Annotated in this window: 20 protein-coding genes and 1 pseudogene; 1 reads left to right on the top strand and 20 read right to left on the bottom strand. The window is 60.5% G+C overall.

Going from position 1 to position 21,113, the window contains the following annotated elements:
* Positions 1–172: 172 nt before the first annotated feature.
* Positions 173–1,555, top strand: coding sequence for a sigma-54-dependent transcriptional regulator (locus ACSQ83_RS14400; RefSeq protein WP_436228601.1), 1,383 nt, complete (start codon positions 173–175; stop codon positions 1,553–1,555).
* Positions 1,556–1,654: 99 nt separating this feature from the next.
* Here the strand turns inward: ACSQ83_RS14400 and nagZ are convergent, their stop codons facing one another.
* The 20 genes and pseudogenes from nagZ to plsX all read right to left on the bottom strand — a co-directional run.
* Positions 1,655–2,659, bottom strand: a complete 1,005-nt coding sequence (nagZ, locus tag ACSQ83_RS14395; RefSeq protein ID WP_436228600.1) for a beta-N-acetylhexosaminidase — start codon at positions 2,657–2,659, stop codon at positions 1,655–1,657.
* 49 nt (positions 2,660–2,708) lie between these two features.
* Positions 2,709–3,140: a holo-ACP synthase gene (gene acpS / locus ACSQ83_RS14390; protein WP_436228599.1), complete on the bottom strand. Its 432-nt coding sequence runs from the start codon at positions 3,138–3,140 to the stop codon at positions 2,709–2,711.
* A 35-nt stretch (positions 3,141–3,175) separates the two neighbouring features.
* A complete protein-coding gene (gene pdxJ, locus ACSQ83_RS14385) occupies positions 3,176–3,949 on the bottom strand; it encodes a pyridoxine 5'-phosphate synthase (RefSeq protein ID WP_436228598.1) in 774 nt (257 codons plus the stop codon).
* Positions 3,946–4,866 carry a DNA repair protein RecO gene (gene recO / locus ACSQ83_RS14380; RefSeq protein ID WP_436228597.1) on the bottom strand — a complete coding sequence of 307 codons (921 nt, stop codon included), beginning with the start codon at positions 4,864–4,866 and terminating at the stop codon, positions 3,946–3,948. The genes pdxJ and recO overlap by 4 nt, the downstream gene beginning before the upstream one ends.
* Positions 4,853–5,752, bottom strand: a complete 900-nt coding sequence (gene era / locus ACSQ83_RS14375) for a GTPase Era (RefSeq protein ID WP_436228619.1) — start codon at positions 5,750–5,752, stop codon at positions 4,853–4,855. Before era ends, recO begins: the two co-directional genes overlap by 14 nt.
* Positions 5,753–5,871: 119 nt before the next feature.
* Complete coding sequence (rnc, locus tag ACSQ83_RS14370) at positions 5,872–7,245, bottom strand: ribonuclease III (protein ID WP_436228596.1); 1,374 nt, start codon at positions 7,243–7,245, stop codon at positions 5,872–5,874.
* A 221-nt stretch (positions 7,246–7,466) separates the two neighbouring features.
* The gene (gene lepB, locus ACSQ83_RS14365; RefSeq protein ID WP_436228595.1) at positions 7,467–8,360 is read right to left on the bottom strand and encodes a signal peptidase I; all 894 of its coding nucleotides are present in this window, start codon (positions 8,358–8,360) and stop codon (positions 7,467–7,469) included.
* Positions 8,361–8,381: 21 nt separating this feature from the next.
* The gene (gene lepA, locus ACSQ83_RS14360; protein WP_436228594.1) at positions 8,382–10,172 is read right to left on the bottom strand and encodes a translation elongation factor 4; all 1,791 of its coding nucleotides are present in this window, start codon (positions 10,170–10,172) and stop codon (positions 8,382–8,384) included.
* A gap of 131 nt (positions 10,173–10,303) precedes the next feature.
* Complete coding sequence (locus ACSQ83_RS14355) at positions 10,304–10,564, bottom strand: glutaredoxin family protein (RefSeq protein WP_436228593.1); 261 nt, start codon at positions 10,562–10,564, stop codon at positions 10,304–10,306.
* Positions 10,565–10,569: 5 nt separating this feature from the next.
* Complete coding sequence (locus tag ACSQ83_RS14350; protein WP_436228592.1) at positions 10,570–12,222, bottom strand: DegQ family serine endoprotease; 1,653 nt, start codon at positions 12,220–12,222, stop codon at positions 10,570–10,572.
* Between the two features lie 19 nt (positions 12,223–12,241).
* Positions 12,242–13,285 carry a MucB/RseB C-terminal domain-containing protein gene (locus tag ACSQ83_RS14345; protein WP_414949012.1) on the bottom strand — a complete coding sequence of 348 codons (1,044 nt, stop codon included), beginning with the start codon at positions 13,283–13,285 and terminating at the stop codon, positions 12,242–12,244.
* Between the two features lie 3 nt (positions 13,286–13,288).
* Positions 13,289–13,918, bottom strand: coding sequence for an RseA family anti-sigma factor (locus ACSQ83_RS14340; protein WP_436228591.1), 630 nt, complete (start codon positions 13,916–13,918; stop codon positions 13,289–13,291).
* An 80-nt stretch (positions 13,919–13,998) separates the two neighbouring features.
* The gene (gene rpoE, locus ACSQ83_RS14335) at positions 13,999–14,598 is read right to left on the bottom strand and encodes an RNA polymerase sigma factor RpoE (protein WP_031363443.1); all 600 of its coding nucleotides are present in this window, start codon (positions 14,596–14,598) and stop codon (positions 13,999–14,001) included.
* A gap of 95 nt (positions 14,599–14,693) precedes the next feature.
* On the bottom strand, positions 14,694–15,131 hold the full coding sequence (locus ACSQ83_RS14330) for a hypothetical protein (RefSeq protein ID WP_436228590.1): 438 nt from the start codon (positions 15,129–15,131) through the stop codon (positions 14,694–14,696).
* Positions 15,132–15,218: 87 nt separating this feature from the next.
* Positions 15,219–16,457 (bottom strand): beta-ketoacyl-ACP synthase II, encoded by a 1,239-nt coding sequence (gene fabF / locus ACSQ83_RS14325; protein WP_414949007.1) that lies wholly within the window; start codon positions 16,455–16,457, stop codon positions 15,219–15,221.
* 147 nt (positions 16,458–16,604) lie between these two features.
* On the bottom strand, positions 16,605–16,844 hold the full coding sequence (acpP, locus tag ACSQ83_RS14320; protein WP_004197638.1) for an acyl carrier protein: 240 nt from the start codon (positions 16,842–16,844) through the stop codon (positions 16,605–16,607).
* 245 nt (positions 16,845–17,089) lie between these two features.
* Complete coding sequence (gene fabG, locus ACSQ83_RS14315; protein WP_404610589.1) at positions 17,090–17,830, bottom strand: 3-oxoacyl-ACP reductase FabG; 741 nt, start codon at positions 17,828–17,830, stop codon at positions 17,090–17,092.
* Between the two features lie 67 nt (positions 17,831–17,897).
* Positions 17,898–18,830, bottom strand: coding sequence for an ACP S-malonyltransferase (gene fabD, locus ACSQ83_RS14310; protein ID WP_436228589.1), 933 nt, complete (start codon positions 18,828–18,830; stop codon positions 17,898–17,900).
* A gap of 69 nt (positions 18,831–18,899) precedes the next feature.
* Positions 18,900–19,889 (bottom strand): beta-ketoacyl-ACP synthase III, encoded by a 990-nt coding sequence (locus tag ACSQ83_RS14305; protein WP_414949001.1) that lies wholly within the window; start codon positions 19,887–19,889, stop codon positions 18,900–18,902.
* A 172-nt stretch (positions 19,890–20,061) separates the two neighbouring features.
* Positions 20,062–21,061: pseudogene (gene plsX, locus ACSQ83_RS14300) on the bottom strand (phosphate acyltransferase PlsX); the annotation flags it as partial.
* Between the last annotated feature and the right edge of the window lie 52 nt (positions 21,062–21,113).

The following is a 21,113-nucleotide window of genomic DNA, read 5'->3' as shown; positions in this document are numbered from 1 at the left end:
CCCGCAATGTCGGGCGAGGGCTGGAAGCTTGGGCGGAGACCGAGAATTTGACGTCATCCCGCCATCAGTCCGCGCCGGCGTAGCCCGGTATCGAGGCGTCCCCGCTGGATCTCGCCATTGAAGGCGACCGGTACGGAACGAATTTTAGACCACTTAATACGTTGTGTCCGCCATGCCACACGCTTTGATTGTCGAAGACGATCCCAATAGCCTTTCCGGCTTGTCTGCCATCCTAGCGGCCGACGGTTTTTCCGTCGATACCGCCACCACGCTCGCCGAAGCGCGCTCTGCCTTGACGCGTTTCATCCCGGACGTCGTGCTGGTCGACTTGAATCTGCCCGACGGCAGCGGTCTCGATCTGCTCCACAACCTGCCGGCGCAACCGCCCGGTGGCGCGCTGCCCGTGATTGTGATGACGGGTAACGCGACAGTGGAGAGTGCTATCGAAGGCTTGCGGCAAGGGATCTGGGATTACCTGCTGAAGCCGGTCAACATTCCGCGCCTACGCAGTTTGCTGGCCCGGATTCCGCGCCCTTACGAGCTCACAGAAGAAGTGCGGGCGTTGCGTTCAACGCTGCGTGAGCTCGGCTATTTCGGTGGATTGCTTGGGCGCAGCGGTGCGATCCAGCATGTCTACGATCTGATTGAACACACCGCGCCCACGGAAGCGGCTGTGCTGATCTGCGGCGAAAGCGGCACCGGCAAGAAGGTCGCCGCCCGCACGCTGCATGAGATGAGCCGGCGCCGTAAAGGCCCGTTCGTGTCATTCGATTGCGCCGCGGCCAACGAGACCAGCAATCGTTCGATGGAAAGCCTGATCTTCGGCCACGAGCGCGGTGCGTTTGCCGGCGCGGAGAATCGCGAACCCGGTTTGCTCGAGCAAGCGGGTGGCGGGACGCTGTTCCTCGACCAGATCGACGCGTTGCCGATCCCGCAGCAAGAAGCGCTGTTACGCGCGCTTGATTCGCAGACCTTCATGCGCGTGGGCGGCAGCAACAAGATTGTGACGGACTTCCGCCTGCTCGCCGCAACGCGCACGCCGGTGAAGGACGCCGTCGCCGATGGCAAATTGCGCGAGGATCTGTTCCTGCGCCTGAATGCGTCGTCGATTGCGTTGCCGCCTTTGCGTGACCGCGGTGACGATATCGCGTTATTGGCCGAGCATTTCGTCGATGAACTGAATCGCGAGAATCACGTGAGCGGCGTCACGAGCGGCGCGCCGAAACGCGTGAGTCCGGATTTCATCCGGGAGTGTCTGGCGACCGAATGGCCCGGCAATGTGCGCGAACTGCGTGAGCGCGTGCGCCGCGCGTATCACGCATCCGGCGATGTCATCGAAACCCTGCGCGCCGATGAGCAAGGCGGTGCCGGCGGCCGCGGACTCAACGGCAGCAGCGTGCAAGTGACGGTAGGCACGGCGCTCGCCGATGTCGAAGACATGCTGATTCGTGCAACGCTTGAAGCGGTGGGCGGCACGCGGCATCGCGCCGCTACGCTGCTCGGGATTAGTCCTAAGACGCTTTACAACAAGCTGCAGCGAATGAAGCTGGAGTGATGAAACGTTGATCGAAAAAAGCCGCTCGTTCTTGCGAACCAGCGGCTTTTTTCATGGCTGTGTTTGTCTCACTCACCCACTTGCGCGAGCGCTTTAGCTTTAGCCCAACGCGCTTTTCACCAACGCCAGCGCCTGTTGATATTCCACCTGCTCCATCAACTTGCCCCACTTCCAGGCGCGCCCTCGCGGCCGCATCCGCCGCAAGCGGGTCTGCGATGCCTTCGTCGGCACGAACGTGAGGCGATCCAGCACCTTCCCCGCTTCGTCCGGTTGATTGCAGATCAGCACCATGTCGCAGCCGGCCGTGAGCGCCGCCGTGGCCGCTTCGGTCAGCGTTCCGCCGGCGCGGGCGGCTTCCATCGAAAGATCGTCGCTGAAAATCGCGCCGTTGAAACCGAGCTTGCCGCGCAAGATCTCCTGCAGCCAGACGCGCGAAAAGCCCGCGGGTTTCTCATCGACCTGGCGATAAATCACGTGTGCCGGGATGACCGACGCCAGCGACATGCCCAGCCAGTCGTACGGTTTGGTATCGGCGGCGAGGATGTCCTCCAGCGAGCGATCGTCCACAGGCAAGGCCACATGTGAATCCGCCGATGCAAACCCATGCCCCGGAAAATGCTTACCGCAGTTCGCCATGCCGGCGAGCGCCAAGCCATGGTTCAGACTCTTGGCGAGCATCGTCACTACGCGCGGATCGTGATGCAAAGCACGATCGCCGATCACCTTCGAGTGCCCGTAATCCAGGTCGAGCACGGGCGTAAAACTCATGTCGACGCCGCACGCCCGCAACTCGGCCGCGAGCACATAACCGAAGGCGGTCGCGGTTTTTGTCGCGAGCAACACGTCACGGTCCCACAGTTCGCCGAGTTTGCCAGGCGCGGGCAGGACGGTGAAGCCATCGGTACGAAAACGCTGCACGCGACCGCCTTCGTGATCGACGGCAATCAGGATGTCTTCACGCACCGCGCGAATCGCGTCGATCAGCGCAACGAGTTGCGCGCGATCCTGGAAATGCCGTGCGAAGAGGATGATGCCGCCGGTCATCGGATGGTCGATACGGCGAATGTCGGCGTCGGAGAGCGTGGTGCCGGCCACGTCGAGCATGACGGGTCCGGGAATACGTTTTAACGAGTTCAAATTTTGAGCTAAAAAGTCAGGGGGTTTTTGTTGCTGGGGTTGCGTCCGGACTCACGCCCGTTTCAGCGATCACAAACGACACCGCGTAATCGCGTTCATCGGTGATCGTGACCTGAGCGGTGATGCCGCGCACCGCCATCCAGTCAGCGAGTTCTCCCGATGCAACAATCTTCGGCTTGCCGCTCGGCTCGTTGAGCGTTTGCAGCGCGCGCCATGTCATCGGCCAGTGCATGCCCAATCCGATTGCCTTCGAAAACGCCTCTTTCGCGGAGAAACGCGTGGCGAGGAAGGCGAGACCGCGGACTTCGGAGCGCGCTTTACGCGCGTGGTAGATACGAAGTTCGTCGGCCCCGAGGACCTTCTCGGCGAAGCGCCCATTCGTGCGCTCCATCACGCCCTCCACACGGCTTACCTGAACGAGATCCGTACCTATTCCGTAGATCGCCATCGTTGGGTCCGGGTTAAGGTTATGAGCTTTCTCAGTTATCGCGATGCGGTCGCGGCAAGCCGCGATGCCACCATGATTGCCTTCATCTCGCGCACCGCGTTGTCCCATCCGGCGAAGATCGCGTGCGCAACGATCGCATGGCCAATGTTCAATTCCACAATGCCTTCCAGCGCCGCGATCGGCTGGACATTCGTGTAATGCAGGCCGTGTCCGGCGTTCACTTTCAAGCCCAGTGAATTGCCGAAATCGACACTGCGCGCCACGCGCTCGAACTCCTTCTGCCGGGTGGCTTCGTCGTGCGCTTCGGCATAAGAACCCGTGTGCAATTCGATTACCGGCGCGCCCGCTTCATGCGCTGCGCGAATCTGCGTTTCATCCGCGTCGATAAACAACGACACCCGCGCGCCCGCCCGAGCCAGTTGCTCGCATGCAGCTTTCACGGCCTGGAACTGGCCGACGACATCAAGCCCGCCTTCGGTCGTCAGTTCCTGGCGCTTTTCCGGCACGAGACACACGTCATGCGGACGAACGCCGCACGCGATATCCAGCATTTCCTGTGTGACCGCGCACTCAAGGTTCATGCGCGTCTTGAGCAGCGGACGCAACGCGTGGACGTCGGCATCGACAATATGTCGGCGATCTTCCCGCAGATGCAAAGTGATGGCGTCCGCGCCCGCTTCTTCGGCTTGCAGCGCAGCGCGGATCGGATCGGGATACGACGTGCCGCGCGCGTTGCGCAGCGTGGCGACGTGATCGATGTTGACGCCCAGATCGATCACGTTAGCGGGCGACGAGAGAAAGAAGCTCATAGATTTTGCAGGTCGATCAGGATTTGACGGGTGGCGAGCGGTGTGCCGCCAAGATACACGTTCAACAGAAAGCGCATCAGCGTCTTGCTTTGCGCGGCCGTCTGCGGACGGCTGTATTCGTCCTTCTCCATATCGAGAAGGGTTTGCCCGGCGATCACCGGCCATTGCGACGGCACATCATCCGATGCATCGCGCACACCGCGCTCGGGATCGAACACGTATTTCTGATCGGCGAGAACTGGTTGGCGCGTGATGGTTTTATTCAACGCCATTGCGTAGCCGGTTTCACGCAACAGTACGCGCTCAAACGAGCGCAGCGCATGCAACGCAGGCTCGCCGTGCGCGAGACGCGACAACGTCAGCACATAGTGATTGAACAAGGCAGGGTGCGCGTCTTCGCGAGCGCAGAACTTGACGAGCAATTCATTGACGTAGAAGCCGCAAAGCAACGCGTCGCCGGCGAGGGGCAACATGCCACCGACCCATTCCGCTTGCGTCAGCGTTCGGACTTCGCCCTTCCCCGTCCACGATAACCCCAGCGGCTGGAACGTTTGCAGCACGCCGCGCAACGCGGAATGCGGGCGCTTGGCGCCTTTGGCGACCAGCGCGACGCGGCCGTGATCGCGTGAAAACACGTCGAGCACGAGGCTGGTCTCGCGATACGGATAACTGTGCAGCACGAACGACGGCTGCTCGGCGATACGAAAGTCCGAGCGAGGAGCCGCGCGCGGCGCTCTTGGGGCTTTCGGTTCTTTGGATTCTTTCGGTGCGGCGGATTTCGTTGACGCGGACGCAGACGCCGTCCGGCGCCTTTTAGGCGCAGGTGCGGAAGGCTCGCCGGAGCTGAAGTTATCGTCGGCGAGCGGATCGGATTCTGCGTTGGAGGACTGGGTCATCCACGCGTCATTCGTACCCATAGGCGCGTAGTCCAGCTTCATTGTCCGCCCAGCCGCTCTTCACCTTGATAAAGGTTTCGAGATACACGGGACCGTCGAACAGCCTTTCCATATCCAGGCGCGCTTCGGTGCTGATCTGTTTCAGCTTCGCACCCTTCTGGCCGATGATCATCGCCTTGTGGGTATCGCGTTCGACCAGGATGGTCGCGAAAATGCGGCGCAAGCGCCCCTCCGTTTCCCATTTATCGATGATGACCGTGCTCGTGTACGGCAACTCGTCGCCGGTCCAGCGGAACACTTTCTCGCGCAGGATTTCAGCGGCAAGAAAACGCTCGCTGCGATCGGTGAGATCGTCTTCGCCGTAAATAGGCGAGCCTTCCGGCAAAAATGGCTTCACGACCGTCATCAAACGCGTGATGTCGTCGGCATGCTTCGCGGTCATCGGCACGATTTCCTTGAAGTCGTGCAGCGCGCTCATTTTCTGCATGAACGGGAACAACGTTGCCTTATCGGTCACGTGGTCAAGCTTGTTGGCGATCAACAGGCAAGGCGTGTCGTTCGGGATCAGGTCGAGCACCTTCTGGTCATCAGGACCAAAACGGCCCGCTTCGATCACGAACAGAATGGCGTCGACAGACGTCAGCGTGGACGTGACCGCGCGGTTCAGCGAGCGGTTCAGCGCGCCACTATGCTTGGTCTGGAAACCGGGGGTATCGACGAAAATGTACTGCGCGTCGTCCAGCGTGTGAATGCCGGTGATCCGATGGCGCGTGGTCTGCGCCTTTCGCGACGTGATGCTGACTTTCTGCCCGACGAGCGCGTTCATCAAGGTCGATTTGCCGACGTTCGGCCGACCGACGATCGCGACCATGCCGCAGCGGAAACCAGGAGGAGTGGGAGCGTTCATCATGTATGGGGCTGCAGATTCGGTGAATTCGTGGGGACGCGTGGCGTCCGGATTATGCTTGTGATCGATAGCGTGCGAGCTTTAGCGGCGAGCCTCGAAGCTCGCCCTGGAAGTCCACGTCAGTGGCCGGTATCGGCGGCGCGTACGACGGTTGCATCGGCGCTTTCTTCCAGGTGCGCTTCGACCTTTGTTTCAACGCTTTCCGCGCCCTTCGAGGCCGTCGCAGAATGCGCGGCGGGCACGTCTTCACGCTGCCGCGCGGGAACTGCGGACTTCTCTACGGGTGGCGCTTCGGCATTCTTCGCGGCAGGCTTGTCAGCCGGCTTCTCAGCTTGCTTTGCGGCCGCCTTTTCACCTGCACTATCTGCCTTCGTGGCGCTTTTTTCCACCGGGCTATTCACAGCGTTATCCACCGCGGCTTCGACGTGCGCAACCGATGTCTTATCCGCGCTCTCGGTTGCTGCCGCCGTCGCCTCGGCCGCCGCTTTTTCGGCCTTTTCCGTCTTCTCCGCCCGATGAATCGTCGCCCGCTCGGTTTTCTCCGCGCTGGCGAACGTACCCGCCGACGGTTCCACATGCGATGCGCGAATCACAGCGAATGGTGCCGTAGCCGGACGCTCGGGATCGTTATGCGTGTTGCTGCCATGGCCTGCGCTAATGCTATTACTGCTGGTGCTGGCGCTGGCGCGTGCGCGCTCACGACGATCCGGCGCGCGCAGATCGAGCGCCGCCTGTACGCCCGTCACGCCCGGCACAATTTCCTGTTCAGCTTGCTTGGCCGCGCGCGAACCCTTGCGCTTGGGCTTCGCCGTCATGGCTGGCGCGGCGGAAGCCAACTCATCAAGCGCCTTCTTTGCCGCAGCCTGCTCAGCCGCGCGACGGCTTGCACCCGAACCCGACACCTTCACCTCGAGCTTCGGCACCGTGCATTCCACTTCGAATTGCTGGTTATGCGCCGCGCCGTGCGTGGCCACGACCGTATAAGTCGGCAACGCGATCTTGTGGCCCTGCAGATATTCCTGCAGCAGCGTCTTCGCGTCTTTGCCGATCGTGCGTGGATCAATGTGATCGAGAATCGGCGTGTACAGCCGCTTGATCACCTGAAGCGCAGCGTCAAAACCGCCGTCAAGAAAGACCGCACCGAAGATGGCTTCGAGCGTGTCCGCCAATATGGACGGGCGGCGGAAGCCGCCGCTGCGCAACTCGCCCTCGCCCAGCCGCAACGCCTCCGAGACATTCAGCGCCTGCGCAATCTCGTAAAGCGACTGTTGCTTGACGAGATTTGCCCGGACGCGAGAAAGGTCGCCTTCATCGAGTTTTGCGAATCGTTGGAACAAAAGCGCAGCCACCACGCAATTTAGAACGGAATCTCCGAGAAATTCGAGTCGTTCATTGTGCGTGGCACTATGACTGCGGTGGGTCATCGCCTGGCGCAGCAATTCCGCATTGCGAAATTCGTACTGAAGCCGGCTTTCCAACGGGGTTGAGGGCATGGGCAGAGTATAACGCGGGCGCCGGGAGGGGCGAATCCGGCTGAAAGGCCGAAAAAACTAAAAACCGCAGGGAAAAATGGCACAGCAAGCACACCTTAGCCGCGATTCTTCGTGCTGTTTCTAGGCGGCCCAGAGGTGACTTGCAATAACAACTACGCCGCGATGACGCGGCGTAGTTGTCGAACGAAATTACTGCTGGCGATACTGATCAAAACCGCGCTTCAATGGAACACCCCAATGCGCTTCAAACTGCTGAAGTTCATCCATATAAAGAATGCGCGGCCGACGATATTCGCGTCAGGCACGAAACCCCAATAACGGCTGTCCGCGCTGTTATCGCGGTTGTCACCCATCATGAAATAGTTACCCGCCGGCACTTTGCAAATGACGCCTTGAGCGTTGTAGTCGCAGTTGTCGCGGAACGGGAAGTCGTCAGCGCCAATTACGAACGGCGGCACTTGTGCGTTATTCAGGATCGCATTCTTGCGGCCATCGAGATTTTCTTCGAACTGCTTCGCATAACCGACGCGTTCGTCATCGAAATAATCAGGCAGCGCCGTTTCAGGAACCGGCTTGCCATTAATGGTCAGCTTCTTGTCCTGATACGCAACGGTGTCGCCCGGAAGGCCGATCACGCGCTTGATGTAATCCACCGATTCGTCTTTCGGATAGCGGAATACCACCACGTCACCACGCTTGAGCGGCGTGCCGCTGGTCAGTTTGGTATTGCTGATCGGCAGACGCAGGCCATATTCAAATTTATTGACGAGGATGAAATCGCCTACCACCAGCGTGGGCACCATGGATCCGGACGGAATCTTGAACGGCTCGACCACGAACGAGCGCACCACGAACACCACCAAGATTACCGGAAAGAAGCTTGCGGAATATTCCAGGTACCACGGCTGGCGGAGCTTTTCATCGCGTAGGCGAGCGCGCGTTTGCGGCGCGTTTTCATCGGCGAAACGGGGTTCAAGGCGCGCCTGCTGTTGATCGAATTCCACCACCGCTGCATCTGCTGCCCGGCGCCGTTGCTTCTCGAACACCAGTTTGTCGAATACCCACGCAATCCCCGTCACGACGACGAGCACCAAAAGAATCAACGCAAAATTCATCAATCGTTTCCGGTTGTTTTATTAATCTTCGACGCGAAGAATCGCGAGGAAAGCTTCCTGCGGAATCTCGACCGAACCGACTTGTTTCATGCGCTTCTTGCCGGCCTTCTGCTTTTCCAGAAGCTTTTTCTTTCGCGAGATATCGCCGCCGTAGCACTTTGCCAGAACGTTCTTACGCAATGCTTTAATGTTCTCGCGCGCAATAATGTTCGCGCCAATGGTCGCCTGAATGGCGACGTCGTACATTTGGCGCGGAATCAGTTCGCGCATCTTCGACGCTACTTCGCGTCCACGATGCTGACTCTGCGACCGGTGCACGATCACCGACAACGCGTCGACCTTGTCGCCATTGATCAGCATGTCGACCTTCACCACGTCCGACGCGCGATATTCCTTGAACTCGTAGTCCATGGACGCATAACCGCGCGATGTGGACTTCAGCCGGTCGAAGAAATCCAGCACGATTTCCGCCATTGGGATCTCGTACGTGAGCTGGACCTGTCGGCCGTGATACAGCATGTTGATCTGCTGGCCGCGCTTGTTCGTGCAGAGCGTGATTACCGCGCCCACATACTCCTGCGGCATGTACAGGTTCACGGTCACGATCGGCTCGCGCACTTCCTCGACGTACGAAGGCTCCGGCATCTTGGCCGGATTCTCGACCTGGATCAACTCGCCGTCGCGTTTCACGACTTCGTACACCACGGTTGGCGCCGTGGTGATGAGGTCCATGTCGAATTCGCGCTCAAGCCGCTCCTGCACGATCTCCATGTGCAGCAGACCAAGAAAGCCGCATCGGAAGCCGAAACCAAGCGCTTGCGACACTTCCGGCTCGTACTGCAGCGAGGAGTCGTTCAGCTTCAGCTTTTCCAGCGATTCACGCAGCGCGTCGTACTGATTCGCTTCCACCGGATACAAACCCGCGAACACTTGCGGCTTCACTTCCTTGAAACCAGGCAGCGGCACTTCGGCCGGACGCGCCAAGGTCGTGACCGTATCGCCGACTTTTGCAGCCTGCAATTCCTTGATGCCCGCGATGATGAAGCCCACCTGCCCCGCCGACAACGACGCAAGATTCGTGGCTTTCGGCGCGAACACGCCGAGGCTTTCGACCGGATAAATCGCGCCGGACGCCATCATCTTGATCTTGTCCTTCGGGCGCAGCGTGCCGTTCTTGATGCGCACGAGCATGACCACGCCGACGTAATTATCGAACCATGAGTCGATAATCAGCGCTTGCAGCGGTGCGTCCGGATCGCCCTTCGGCGGAGGCACCTTGGCGATCAGCGCTTCGAGCACGTCGGTCACGCCGAGACCCGTCTTGGCGCTACAGCGCGCGGCATCGGTTGCATCGATGCCGATCACATCTTCGATTTCCGAAATTGCGTTCTCGGGATCAGCCGCGGGCAAGTCGATCTTGTTCAGGACCGGCACGACTTCCACGCCCAGTTCGATCGCCATGTAGCAGTTGGCGACCGTCTGCGCTTCCACGCCCTGGCTGGCGTCGACCACGAGCAGCGCGCCTTCGCAAGCGGACAGCGAGCGGCTGACTTCGTACGAGAAGTCGACGTGGCCCGGGGTGTCGATGAGATTCAGGTTGTAGACCTGACCGTCGAGCGCCTTGTAGCTCAGCGCCGCGGTTTGCGCCTTGATGGTGATGCCGCGTTCGCGCTCGAGATCCATGGAGTCGAGCACCTGCACGTCCATCTCGCGGTCGGACAAGCCGCCGCACAACTGGATGATGCGATCGGCGAGCGTCGACTTGCCGTGGTCGATGTGCGCAATGATCGAGAAGTTACGAATATGATTCATTCAGTGCCGATCAAGCAAAAAGGCGCGCCCAGACAAACGCGGAGCACGCCTTGAAAATGGGGGTGAAAAACCTGTCTATTTTAGCCGAAAAGGCGGCCTGACGGCGGATTTTACGGGAAAGGTCCGATTGCTCAGGGACTTATGCGCGTGCTGGAAGTGTTCAGGAGCGCGTCCCGTACGCGCATTTCGTCCAGCCGGTAATGGCATAACTCCACGCCATCGAACACCAGCACGGGAACAAGTTCGTCGTATAACGCCTCGAGCGCAAGATCCGTGTCGATATCAATCCATTCGATAGCAACGCCGAACTCAGCCGCAATTGGCTCAAGCCCGGCGCGCAAATCTTCACACAAGTGGCACCACGCACGCCCATAAAGCTTAAGCGCGCTCATCGTGCTTATTTCTGCGCCGGCGCGCTGCGCGGACGCAACGGCACGAACTGCGTGTTGTCGCCGCGACGCACCAGCACCGCGACCATCTTGCTCGGATCGACGTTTTGCGCGACCGCGTCGAATTGCTTCGCGCTCGTGATGTCCGTGTCGCCGATACGCAGGATGATGTCGCCCTTCTGGAAGCCGGCACGCGCCGCCGGACCTTCCACCGCGTCCACCATCACGCCATTGGTGAGTTTCAGCGTCTTCTTCTGGTCAGCCGGAATGTCGCTCACCGCAATGCCGAGCGTATTGCTCGCCTTCGCCTTTGGTGGCGGCGTCTTCTTGGCCTCGGTCTTCGCGACCTTGTCCGGCTGCATTTCTGCGATCGTGATCGGCAGATCGCGCGACTGACCCTTGCGCCACACGGTGATCGTCGCCTTTGTGCCCGGCTTCGTGTCACCGACCATGCGCGGCAGGTCCGTTGCCGTGGAGACATCGTGGCCGTTGTATTTCAGGATGATGTCGCCCGGCTGGATACCGGCCTTGTCGGCCGGGCCGCCCGCTTCCACGCTGCTCACCAGCGCGCCCTGCGCCTTCGGAAGCCCAAGCGAATCCGCCACTTCCTTCGTGACCTCGCCGATCGCTACTGCAATGCGGCCGCGCGTGACCTTGCCCGTTGTCTTCAGCTGATCGGCGACGCGCATGGCTTCATCGATAGGAATCGCGAACGAAATCCCCATGAAGCCGCCCGTACGGCTGTAGATCTGCGAGTTGATGCCAATGACCTCGCCCGCCATGTTGATCAGCGGACCACCGGAATTGCCCGGATTCACCGCTACGTCGGTCTGGATAAAGGGCAGGTAGTCGCCCGTGTCCCGACCCTTCGCGCTGACGATACCCGCCGTCACCGTGTTATCGAGCCCGAACGGCGAGCCGATTGCCAGCACCCATTCGCCGACACGCACCTTGTTCGAATCGCCGATAGTAATAGCCGGCAGGCTCGTCGCCTGGATCTTGACGACCGCGACGTCCGTGCGTTCATCGACGCCGATCAGCTTCGCCTTGAATTCGCGCTTGTCCGTGAGCGTGACGTAGATAGTGTCGGCGTCGTCGACCACGTGGGCATTGGTCATCACGTAACCATCGGCCGACATGATGAAACCCGAGCCTACGCCGCTGCTCTGTTCCGAATTGTCCTGACTGTCAGGGCTGCTGCTACTGCCGCTGTCGCCACCCTGGTCGCCGTTGCCGTTGCCGTTGCCGTTCCCGCCATTGCCGCCATTGCCACCATTGCCACCGCCACCGTTGCCGCTTCCGCCTCCGTTACCACTGCCGCCACCGCGCGGCGACCCCGGCGTACCCGGCATTGGAATACCGAAGAAACGGCGGAAGAACTCGGACATGTCGCCCTCGTCCATACCGGGCGGCAAGCCGCGCAGGTCGTTGCTGCTGCTGACGCGGGTTGTCGTACGGATATTGACGACCGACGGACCGACTTTATCGACCAGTGTGGTGAAGTCGGGCAAATTCACTCCCGGCACCGCGACCGTCGTAGCGGACGGCGCAGGCGTCGACGCGGGCGCCGCTGCGGTTGCTGTGGCCGCGTAGGTCGCGAGCGGCAGGCATGCGGCAAGCGCCGCGGCCGCGAAATAGGTGCGCAGCGAGAGATTGCTCATATCGTGGTGGGCCGAGGAATTACTTGGAAGGCTTGTATTCTATGGCAGAAGCAAATTGCTGCAACGTGGCCTGGGGCACTTCGCCCAGCAAGGTAATCCAGAAATCACCGCGGCGCTTGACCAGCACGTGCGTCGCGCCGCTGTCGCCAGCCCCTTCCTTGCGGGAATTTTTTTCCGCCGGCTCGACAAAAATCGAGATTGCCGCCAGTCCGTCGGAGAAAACAGCCTGATCGACGGGAATAGGCGGTTGGCCCTTTTCACTTGACGCCATTGGCCGGCGCAACTCCCGGATTTCCCGGAAACCCGGCACGGCAGGGGTGATTTTCCACCCCTGCGCGGCCATATCGACCGGCTCGACCGGTGGGCGCACGACCGTCCACCCGGCTAGGCTCTTGATTCCGTTCGCAATCCCGGCGCGGTCCACGGACCCGCCAATCTGAACTTGCGAGAATGAAAGCTGTTCGAGCACCTGACCGTCGGGGCCAAGCGTCTGCGCTCGCAGTAGAAGGCCGGTTTTCGAGTCGGCCCAAAGCTTGTAGGCAAAGCGCCAGGCGTCTTTCGGATCGAGTTCGATCACCTGGCTATCAATCCCGGCCACGCGGTCCAAACCGAGCATTTTCGGCTCATAGACCATCAGGACCTGGTCGCTGCCGGTTGTCAGCAACGCCGGGAACGCGTCCTTGTTCTGACGTTTTTCGACGACCACCAAATGCCGTTCGGGGACGAACGTGTACATGTCGTCGTCGTGGCGAAGCATCTTGCGAGGCTTGCCATCCAGACTTTCCAGCGACTCGAACTCACCGTCGCCGCGTGCCGCAGAATGGATAATTCGCGACGATTGCACCGTTGTCCCACGCTGGTAGACGAAGGTGCCCTCGTAGTTCTGCTGCTGTGCGGCGTCGTGGATCCTGTTGAGCAGTTCCGCAGCGGACTTGCGCGCGGCGGCGGAATCGTCGCCCTGCGCAAAAGCACTCGATGCCGCTGATAACAACGCAGCTGCACAGAACATCAACGCCGGCAACCGCCCCCAATGAGTCGTTTTCTTCAACCGCACACGTTGCATCAGTTATTGGCCTTGGCTGGTAGCCGCAGTGCGAATCAAAGGCATCGAGCCCGGCATGACGGGCTGTTGGGAGAATTGCTGATGCGCTTCGAGATACTGGTCCAGGCTTGCGTCGCGAATGATGTTCGCTTCGACAACCGGCGAGCGCGTACTGGTGACGGGCATGGAAGCCATGGCCACGCGCTGTACATGATCTGAAGACACGGACGACATCTGCACGCCGTTGTGGCTGTCCACGCCCTGCAATTGAGGCACCACGATCCACGTCAGCGTGGCAGCGGCAGCGGCGACGGCAAAAGCCGGCACTACGCGTCGGCGGAACAGCCGCGAACGCAGGCGCTCAGCGGAAGCTGCTGGAATGGCCGCGGGCGCAAATACATGCGCTTCCGCTTCAAAACGCGCCGAGAACGCGTTCATGAACGCACTGCTGGCTGCAGGACTGGCCGCGAGATCGTCGGAACGCAGGGCGTCGCCGATCAAGTGGAAATCCGACCACGACGCGCGATCCTTCTGCGTAAACCCGGAAAGAAACTGACCGATGTCGCCCGAACCGTCGAACGATTCTCCGTCGACAAAAGCGGACAGACGCTCGCCGCGCGAGCTAGCTTGCGATTGCACCGAAACCGACCCCATGATGCTCCCCATCTTGACTGCACCCCGTAGTGACACTACCTGACTCAGATACCGCGTCCCTGCCCCGCGCAACCTCGCTGTTACCAGCGCTTGCCTTCGGGAGTGTCCAGCAGCGGACGCAATTTTGCCGCAATGGCTTCGCGAGCACGAAAAATTCTTGATCTGACCGTCCCAATTGGGCAATTCATCATTTCGGCAATTTCTTCGTAGCTCAGACCTTCAATTTCACGAAGAGTAATGGCGGTGCGCAGCTCTTCCGGTAAAACCGCCATTGCAGCATTGACCGTCTGTGCGATCTGCTTGCTCATCAACATCGACTCAGGCGTGTTGATATCCCTTAGTTGGTCTGCGTCGGAGAAAGTTTCCGCTTCTTCTGCATCAGCTTCGGTAGAAGTTGGAGCCCGACGGCTCTGAGTGGCAAGGTAGTTCTTCGCGGTGTTCACCGCAATCCGGTAAAGCCACGTATAAAAGGCCGATTCTCCGCGAAATTGCGGCAACGCGCGATAAGCCTTGATAAAGGCGTCCTGCGCGACATCCTCAACCTCGGCGGGATCGCGCACGAGGCGCGAGATAAGCCGGATGATTTTGCGCTGATATTTGGCGACCAGTAGCTCGAACGCTGCTTTATCGCCTTTTTGCACGCGTTCGACCAGTACCTGATCGATTTCTTTTTCGCTCACCTGGGAAATCCGTTAACTTTGGGGGTGCTACGCGGAGGGCTATTGTAGCGTTACGCTGCAGGAACACGCCGGATGCTGACCGGCGGTTACACGCGTTACAGATGTTCCTGGGCGCAGCACCGGGCGCGCACGGCCAGTTCGCGAAAGGCGGAGGTATTAGCGAGCGCGTCGGCAGCCACTAGAAACGATGCCGGGCGGCCGGCTGCGGGCATCAAGGTGAGAGCGAGCAAGCGGTCGCTCCACTGGGCACAGCCGGTTATTCGCCGATATTGCGCGCTGCCCGCACGATCCCACGTAGTCAAACCGTCCTGCCCAATCTCGAACGCGACAGGCCGGCGGCGCTCGCCGCCCCAGGCCACAGTGGCCAGAGCCGCGGTCACCGTCAAAGCGGCGACACATCCGCTGAATAGTCCGGCGTAAGCCGCCACGCACTGGAACACCGATCCCGCCGATACCACCACGAGCGCTGCGGTAGCGCCCCAGAGGAATCGTGAGGGCCGGAGCGTGTGCCGGCACGGGGACTCAGCGAGCAAGTCCGCCGGCGCACGAGGCAACAAACGTGCGCGCTTGTCATTCGCCTATTCCCGCGACGATCAGGCGCGCGCCGCTAAGCACGCCGCTCAATGCTTCTTGAAAACGAGCGTGCCGTTCGTGCCGCCGAAACCGAACGAGTTCTTCAGCGCCACATCGATCTTCATTTCCCGCGCTTCGTTCGCGCAGTAATCCAGGTCGCACAGCGGGTCCTGGTTGAAGATGTTGATGGTGGGCGGCGAGATCTGGTGATGCAGCGCCAGCACGGTGAAGACCGATTCCAGCCCGCCGGCGCCACCGAGCAGATGGCCCGTCATCGACTTGGTGGAATTCACCACGAGCTTCTTCGCGTGGTCGCCGAACATGTTCTTAATACCAACGGTCTCGGCCAGATCGCCCAACTGCGTGGAGGTGCCGTGAGCGTTCAGGTAATGCACTTCATCTGCATTGACCTGAGCGTTTTTCAACGCATTGCGCATGCTGCGACGCGCGCCGTCGCCATCTTCCGGCGGTGCGGTCATGTGATATGCGTCACCGCTCATGCCGTAGCCACTGACTTCGGCATAGATCTTCGCGCCACGCGCTTTCGCGTGCTCATACTCTTCGAGCACCATCACGCCCGCGCCTTCGCCGAGCACAAAACCGTCGCGATCCTTGTCCCACGGACGGCTCGCTGTCGCAGGGTCATCGTTGCGCTGGGACAACGCGCGTGCAGCCGCGAAGCCGCCGATACCCAAGGGCGATACAGTCGCCTCGGAGCCGCCGCAGATCATCACGTCGGCGTCGCCATATTCGATCAGCCGCGAACCTTCGCCAATGCAATGCAGACCCGTCGTACAAGCGGTCACGATGGCCAGATTCGGCCCTTTCAAACCGAAGCGGATGGAAAGATGGCCGGAGATCATGTTGATGATCGACGCCGGCACGAAGAACGGCGAAACCCGGCGCGGACCACGGTTCAGCAATTCCGTCTGCGTAGCTTCGATCATCGGCAAGCCGCCAATTCCCGACCCCACCACCACGCCCACGCGCTCCGAGTTTTCCTCGGTGATTTCCAGCCCGCTGTCCTGCATGGCCTGCACACCGGCGGCGATGCCGTAATGGATAAAGGTATCCATGTGGCGCGCTTCCTTGGCCGGCATATAGGCTTCGACGTTGAAGCCCTTGACTTCGCCGGCAATGCGCGTGGAGAAGTTCGTGGTATCGAACTTCGTGATCTCGGCAATACCCGACTTGCCAGCGACCAGATTGGCCCAGCCGTCGGCAACGGTATTGCCAACAGGCGAAATCAGCCCAAGGCCTGTAACAACAACACGACGACGGCTCACGGTAACCCCTTATCCATAAATGACAAAAAGCAAAAGCCACAAGATTCACAGGAAATTGCCCTGTGAGCCCTGTGGCTGTTAAATCGGTTCGAATCGCGACAGAGCGTCAACCCCGAATGGTGTGGAAGCAGCTTGGCGCGTCGGGCTTTAGGCCTTGACGTTGGCGCGAGCGTAGTCGATCGCCTGTTGAACCGTCGTGATCTTCTCGGCTTCTTCGTCAGGGATTTCCATGCCGAATTCGTCTTCGAGAGCCATCACGAGTTCGACGGTGTCGAGCGAGTCAGCGCCCAGATCGTTGACGAACGAAGCTTCGTTCTTGATTTCAGCTTCGGCGACGCCCAGTTGTTCGGCGACGATCTTCTTCACGCGCTGTTCGATATTGTCCATGCAGCCCTCCGAGGGAAATGTAGTTCAAAAACACAAGTGCGCGCATTTTATCAGGTTTGTACCCGTAAATACCCACGCACGGAATCAGCTTTGTTTAGCGCGTGACGTGCCTTTGATGCCCGTCACGCCTTTCTTGCGCCCTTTCCCGCTTACCACTTCTGACAACAGATTTCGCAACTTGCGCACGGCACTTTAATTCAGCACTTTGCGCACCCGCCAAGGCGCGGATATTAACGAAATGCCTGTCACATGTACATGCCGCCGTTCACATGGAGCGTCGTACCCGTTATGTAGCCGGCGTGTGGCGAAGCAAGGAAAGCCACAGCATGCGCGATATCTTCAGGGCTGCCCAGTCGACCGAGTGGTATCTGTGCTGTGAGCGCCGCACGCTGCGCTTCCGGCAAAACCTTGGTCATGTCGGTATCGATAAAACCCGGCGCAATGCAGTTCACCGTGATCCCGCGGCTGCCGATTTCACGGGCCAGCGCACGCGTCATGCCAGCCACGCCGGCTTTCGCCGCCGCGTAGTTCGCCTGCCCCGGGTTCCCCGACGACGCCACGACCGACGTGATATTGATGATCCGGCCGCCGCGCGCTTTCATCATCGGGCGCAGCACGGCGCGCGAAAGACGGAAAACGGCACGCAGGTTGGTGTCGATCACGGCGTCGAATTCGTCGTCCTTCATGCGCATCGCGAGCTGATCTTTCGTGATCCCGGCGTTGTTGACCAACACGTTGAGGCCGCCGAATTCCTTGACCACGCCGTCGATAAACGCTTCGCTCGCGGCCGCGTCCGTCACGTTCAGCACGGCGCCACGGCTTTGTCCGCCAAACTCTTTCAATGCTTCGGTAATGCCCTCGGCGCCGCTTTCGCTGGTCGCCGTGCCAATCACCGTCGCGCCCTGGCGCGCGAGTTCGACCGCGATTGACCGGCCAATACCCCGCGACGCGCCCGTCACGACCACTATGTGCTTGTCCAGAATCATCTTTCGTCCGCTCCTTGGTTTGTCGCTTGACCGCGTTGGCGTCATCCAGCTAGCCCCGCCAGCGATTTCAGCCGACGAGCAGTTTGCGTGTTTCTTCGAGCGAAGCCGGATCGAAGATAGACGCGCCGATCAGCGTGCCGTCGATACGCTTCGTCAACCCGTTCAGCACCTTGCCCGGGCCGCATTCGATCACGTGCGTGACGCCTTCGTGCGCCATCTTCTGCACGGTTTCGACCCAGCGCACGGGACCCGCGGCCTGACGCACGAGCGCGTCCTTGATCGCAGCCGGCTCGGCGACGCTCGCGACATCGATGTTATTGATCAGCGGAATTTGCGGCACGCCGATATCAACCGTCGCCAGATACTCGCGCAACTGGTCCGACGCCGGCTTGAGCAGCGACGAATGGAACGGCGCCGACACCGGCAGCGGCAACGCGCGTTTCGCACCCTTGGCCTTGGCGATTTCGCAGGCCTTTTCAACGCCTGCTTTCGCGCCCGCAATCACAACTTGGGACGGCGCGTTGAAGTTGACCGCTTCCACGATCCCCGCCGCCGATGCTTCGGCGCAGACGGCGCGCACGGCTTCGTCGTCGAGACCCAGAATGGCTGCCATGCCGCCTTCGCCGACGGGCACCGCGCTTTGCATCGCTTGGGCACGAAACCGTACGAGCGGTACGGCGGCGGAAAACGGCAGCGCACCAGCAACAACCAGCGCCGTATATTCGCCGAGGCTATGACCCGCGACAACCGCCGGTTTCAACCCGGTTTCCTTTTCCCACACGCGATAAATCGCGTACGCGGCCGTCAGCATCACAGGCTGCGTGTTCGTGGTGAGACCCAATTCTTCGACCGGACCTTCGGCAATCAGCTTGCCCAGATCCTGGCCGAGTGCATCGGATGCTTGCTGCACGGTTTCGCGCACCACGGCGTGATCGGCAAATGCATTGAGCATGCCGACCGACTGGGAACCTTGTCCCGGAAAAACGAACGCGAATTTCATGAGGTTCTTACTCGATTGAATTGTCGATTGACTGACGTGGCGAGGAAGTCGTGTCGGTTGGATATCCGCTCAGTAACGGATAACCGACGCGCCCCACGTGAAGCCGCCGCCCACCCCTTCGATCAGCAAGTGCTGGCCGCGCTTGATACGACCGTCGCGCACAGCGACATCGAGTGCGAGGGGAATGGATGCCGCCGACGTATTGCCATGCTCGCCAACCGTCACGACCATGCGCTCCAGCGGCACATGCAACTTGCGCGCGGTGCTTTCCATGATGCGGATATTGGCCTGATGCGGAATCAGCCAGTCGATATCGCCAGCAGTCAGTTGCGCTTTCTCAAGCGCCTCGACGGCGACTTTTTCCAGCACCTTGACCGCCAGTTTGAACACCGCCTGACCGTCCATGTGCAGGAACGCGCTGCCTTCGATTACACCCTTGTTCACATTACCCGGCGTGCACAGGATGTTCGCGTGGCTGCCATCGGCATGAAGCGCACTGGAGAGCACGCCAGGTTCATCGGAGGCCCGCAGGATAACGGCGCCCGCGCCGTCGCCGAACAGCACGCAGGTGGTGCGGTCGTTGAAATCAAGAATGCGCGAGAAAGTTTCAGCGCCAACGACCAGCGCTGTGCGATGCGTGCCGCCGCGAATAAGGCTGTCCGCCATTGCAACGGCATAAGCGAAACCCGAGCAGACGGCCTGAATGTCGAACGCTGCGCCGCTGTTCCTGATGCCGAGCTTGTTCTGCAGCAGGCAAGCGGTGCTGGGGAAAACGAAGTCAGGCGTGGACGTGGCGACGATAATCAGATCGATCGATTGCGGATCGATATCCGCCGCCTCGATCGCATGGCGCGACGCGTGCAACGCGAGTTCGCTGGTCGTCTGATCGGGTGCGGCGAAATGACGTGCGTGAATACCGGTGCGTGCGACGATCCATTCATCGCTCGTCTCAACACCCTGCTTCGCCAGACGTTCGGCCAGAGCCTGGTTCGAGACACGATCCGGCGGCAAGTAACTGCCCGTTCCGATCACACGGGAATAGAGATTCGTTTGAGCCATTATGCCTTCGAGGATAGCGCGGGACCCGGTTCGCCCGGCTGCACGAGCGGGCGGGCAACGACCGTATTATCGCCTGGGACGACAGGGTCGGATGCGGGGTCGACCGGATTCGGGACCACGGTGCCAGCAGTGTCAGCGGAAGCGCCGAGCGCCGCTTGTTGGACGGGAGCAGCGTTTTCTTCCATGGCGCGCACGAGGCGTTCAAGCACGCCATTTTTGACGGCATCATACCCGCGTTTGATAGCCCACTCAAACCCGTAAGCCTGTGCCGATCCGTGGCTCTTGATGACCAGCCCGCGCAGGCCGAGCAGCGCGGCGCCGTTGTACTGGGCCGGGTCGACCCGCCGTTTGAAGCGTTTGAGAACGGGCAACGCGACGAGCGCCATCAGCTTGGTCAGGAGCGACCGGCTGAACTCCTCGCGGATCATGTCGGTCAGCATCTGCGCCAAACCTTCGGAGGTTTTCAGCGCCACGTTGCCGACAAAACCGTCGCACACGACCACGTCGGTCGTACCTTTATAGATGTCGTTGCCTTCCACGTTGCCGTAGAAATTGAGCGTGCTTGCGCGCAGCAATTCGCCGGCGCGTTTGATGACCTCATTGCCCTTGATGACTTCTTCGCCAATATTGAGCAGACCGATGGTCGGGCGCTCCTTATTGCCGATGGCGGCAACAAGCGCGTGGCCCATTTCGGCGAATTGAAGCAAGTGCTGCGGCTCGCAGTCCACGTTCGCGCCCAGGTCGAGCACAGTGGTGAAGCCTTTCTGGCTTGGCATCGCGAAAGCGATAGCCGGTCGCTCAATGCCCGGCAGCGTCTTGAGCACGTAGCGGGACACGGCCATCAATGCGCCGGTGTTACCTGCCGAGATGCACGTCTGAGCCTGGCCGTCCTTGACGAGATTAAGCGCCACTCGCATGGACGAATCTTTCTTCCGGCGCAGCGCCACCTCTACCGAATCGTCCATCTCGACCACTTCGGTGGCCGGGACGACCGTCAGCCGGGTTTCGCCGGTGGCTTTGGACTTCTTCAGTTGCGCGCGGATGGCCGACTCGATGCCGACAAGTAACAACTGCGCATCCGGATGCGAACGCACGAAACTGACCGCGGCGGGAACGGTCACGGCCGGGCCGTGGTCGCCTCCCATGCAGTCGATAGTGATCTTTACGGTCATGGAGTGCGACGAATTTCAGGCACAAAAAAGCGGCAGTGAAATGCCGCCTTCT

This window comes from Caballeronia sp. LjRoot29 (assembly GCF_964252755.1).
Classification (GTDB): domain Bacteria; phylum Pseudomonadota; class Gammaproteobacteria; order Burkholderiales; family Burkholderiaceae; genus Caballeronia.
The sequence above is the reverse complement of the archived record's forward strand: the minus strand, read 5'-3'. Positions and strand labels throughout refer to the sequence as shown.

What these genes read in the sequence shown, in the direction of transcription:
- pdxJ (WP_436228598.1), bottom strand. Translation starts at nt 3,949, where the DNA reads ATGAGCTTCTTTCTCTCGTCGCCCGCTAACGTGATCGATCTGGGCGTC.
- ACSQ83_RS14305 (WP_414949001.1), bottom strand. Translation starts at nt 19,889, where the DNA reads ATGGCTCAAACGAATCTCTATTCCCGTGTGATCGGAACGGGCAGTTAC.
- ACSQ83_RS14400 (WP_436228601.1), top strand. Translation starts at nt 173, where the DNA reads ATGCCACACGCTTTGATTGTCGAAGACGATCCCAATAGCCTTTCCGGC.
- ACSQ83_RS14340 (WP_436228591.1), bottom strand. Translation starts at nt 13,918, where the DNA reads ATGGGGTCGGTTTCGGTGCAATCGCAAGCTAGCTCGCGCGGCGAGCGT.
- lepB (WP_436228595.1), bottom strand. Translation starts at nt 8,360, where the DNA reads ATGAATTTTGCGTTGATTCTTTTGGTGCTCGTCGTCGTGACGGGGATT.
- recO (WP_436228597.1), bottom strand. Translation starts at nt 4,866, where the DNA reads ATGGGTACGAATGACGCGTGGATGACCCAGTCCTCCAACGCAGAATCC.
- rnc (WP_436228596.1), bottom strand. Translation starts at nt 7,245, where the DNA reads ATGCCCTCAACCCCGTTGGAAAGCCGGCTTCAGTACGAATTTCGCAAT.
- acpP (WP_004197638.1), bottom strand. Translation starts at nt 16,844, where the DNA reads ATGGACAATATCGAACAGCGCGTGAAGAAGATCGTCGCCGAACAACTG.
- fabD (WP_436228589.1), bottom strand. Translation starts at nt 18,830, where the DNA reads ATGAAATTCGCGTTCGTTTTTCCGGGACAAGGTTCCCAGTCGGTCGGC.
- ACSQ83_RS14345 (WP_414949012.1), bottom strand. Translation starts at nt 13,285, where the DNA reads ATGCAACGTGTGCGGTTGAAGAAAACGACTCATTGGGGGCGGTTGCCG.
- lepA (WP_436228594.1), bottom strand. Translation starts at nt 10,172, where the DNA reads ATGAATCATATTCGTAACTTCTCGATCATTGCGCACATCGACCACGGC.
- nagZ (WP_436228600.1), bottom strand. Translation starts at nt 2,659, where the DNA reads ATGCTCGACGTGGCCGGCACCACGCTCTCCGACGCCGACATTCGCCGT.
- acpS (WP_436228599.1), bottom strand. Translation starts at nt 3,140, where the DNA reads ATGGCGATCTACGGAATAGGTACGGATCTCGTTCAGGTAAGCCGTGTG.
- ACSQ83_RS14355 (WP_436228593.1), bottom strand. Translation starts at nt 10,564, where the DNA reads ATGAGCGCGCTTAAGCTTTATGGGCGTGCGTGGTGCCACTTGTGTGAA.
- fabG (WP_404610589.1), bottom strand. Translation starts at nt 17,830, where the DNA reads ATGATTCTGGACAAGCACATAGTGGTCGTGACGGGCGCGTCGCGGGGT.
- era (WP_436228619.1), bottom strand. Translation starts at nt 5,752, where the DNA reads ATGAACGCTCCCACTCCTCCTGGTTTCCGCTGCGGCATGGTCGCGATC.
- ACSQ83_RS14350 (WP_436228592.1), bottom strand. Translation starts at nt 12,222, where the DNA reads ATGAGCAATCTCTCGCTGCGCACCTATTTCGCGGCCGCGGCGCTTGCC.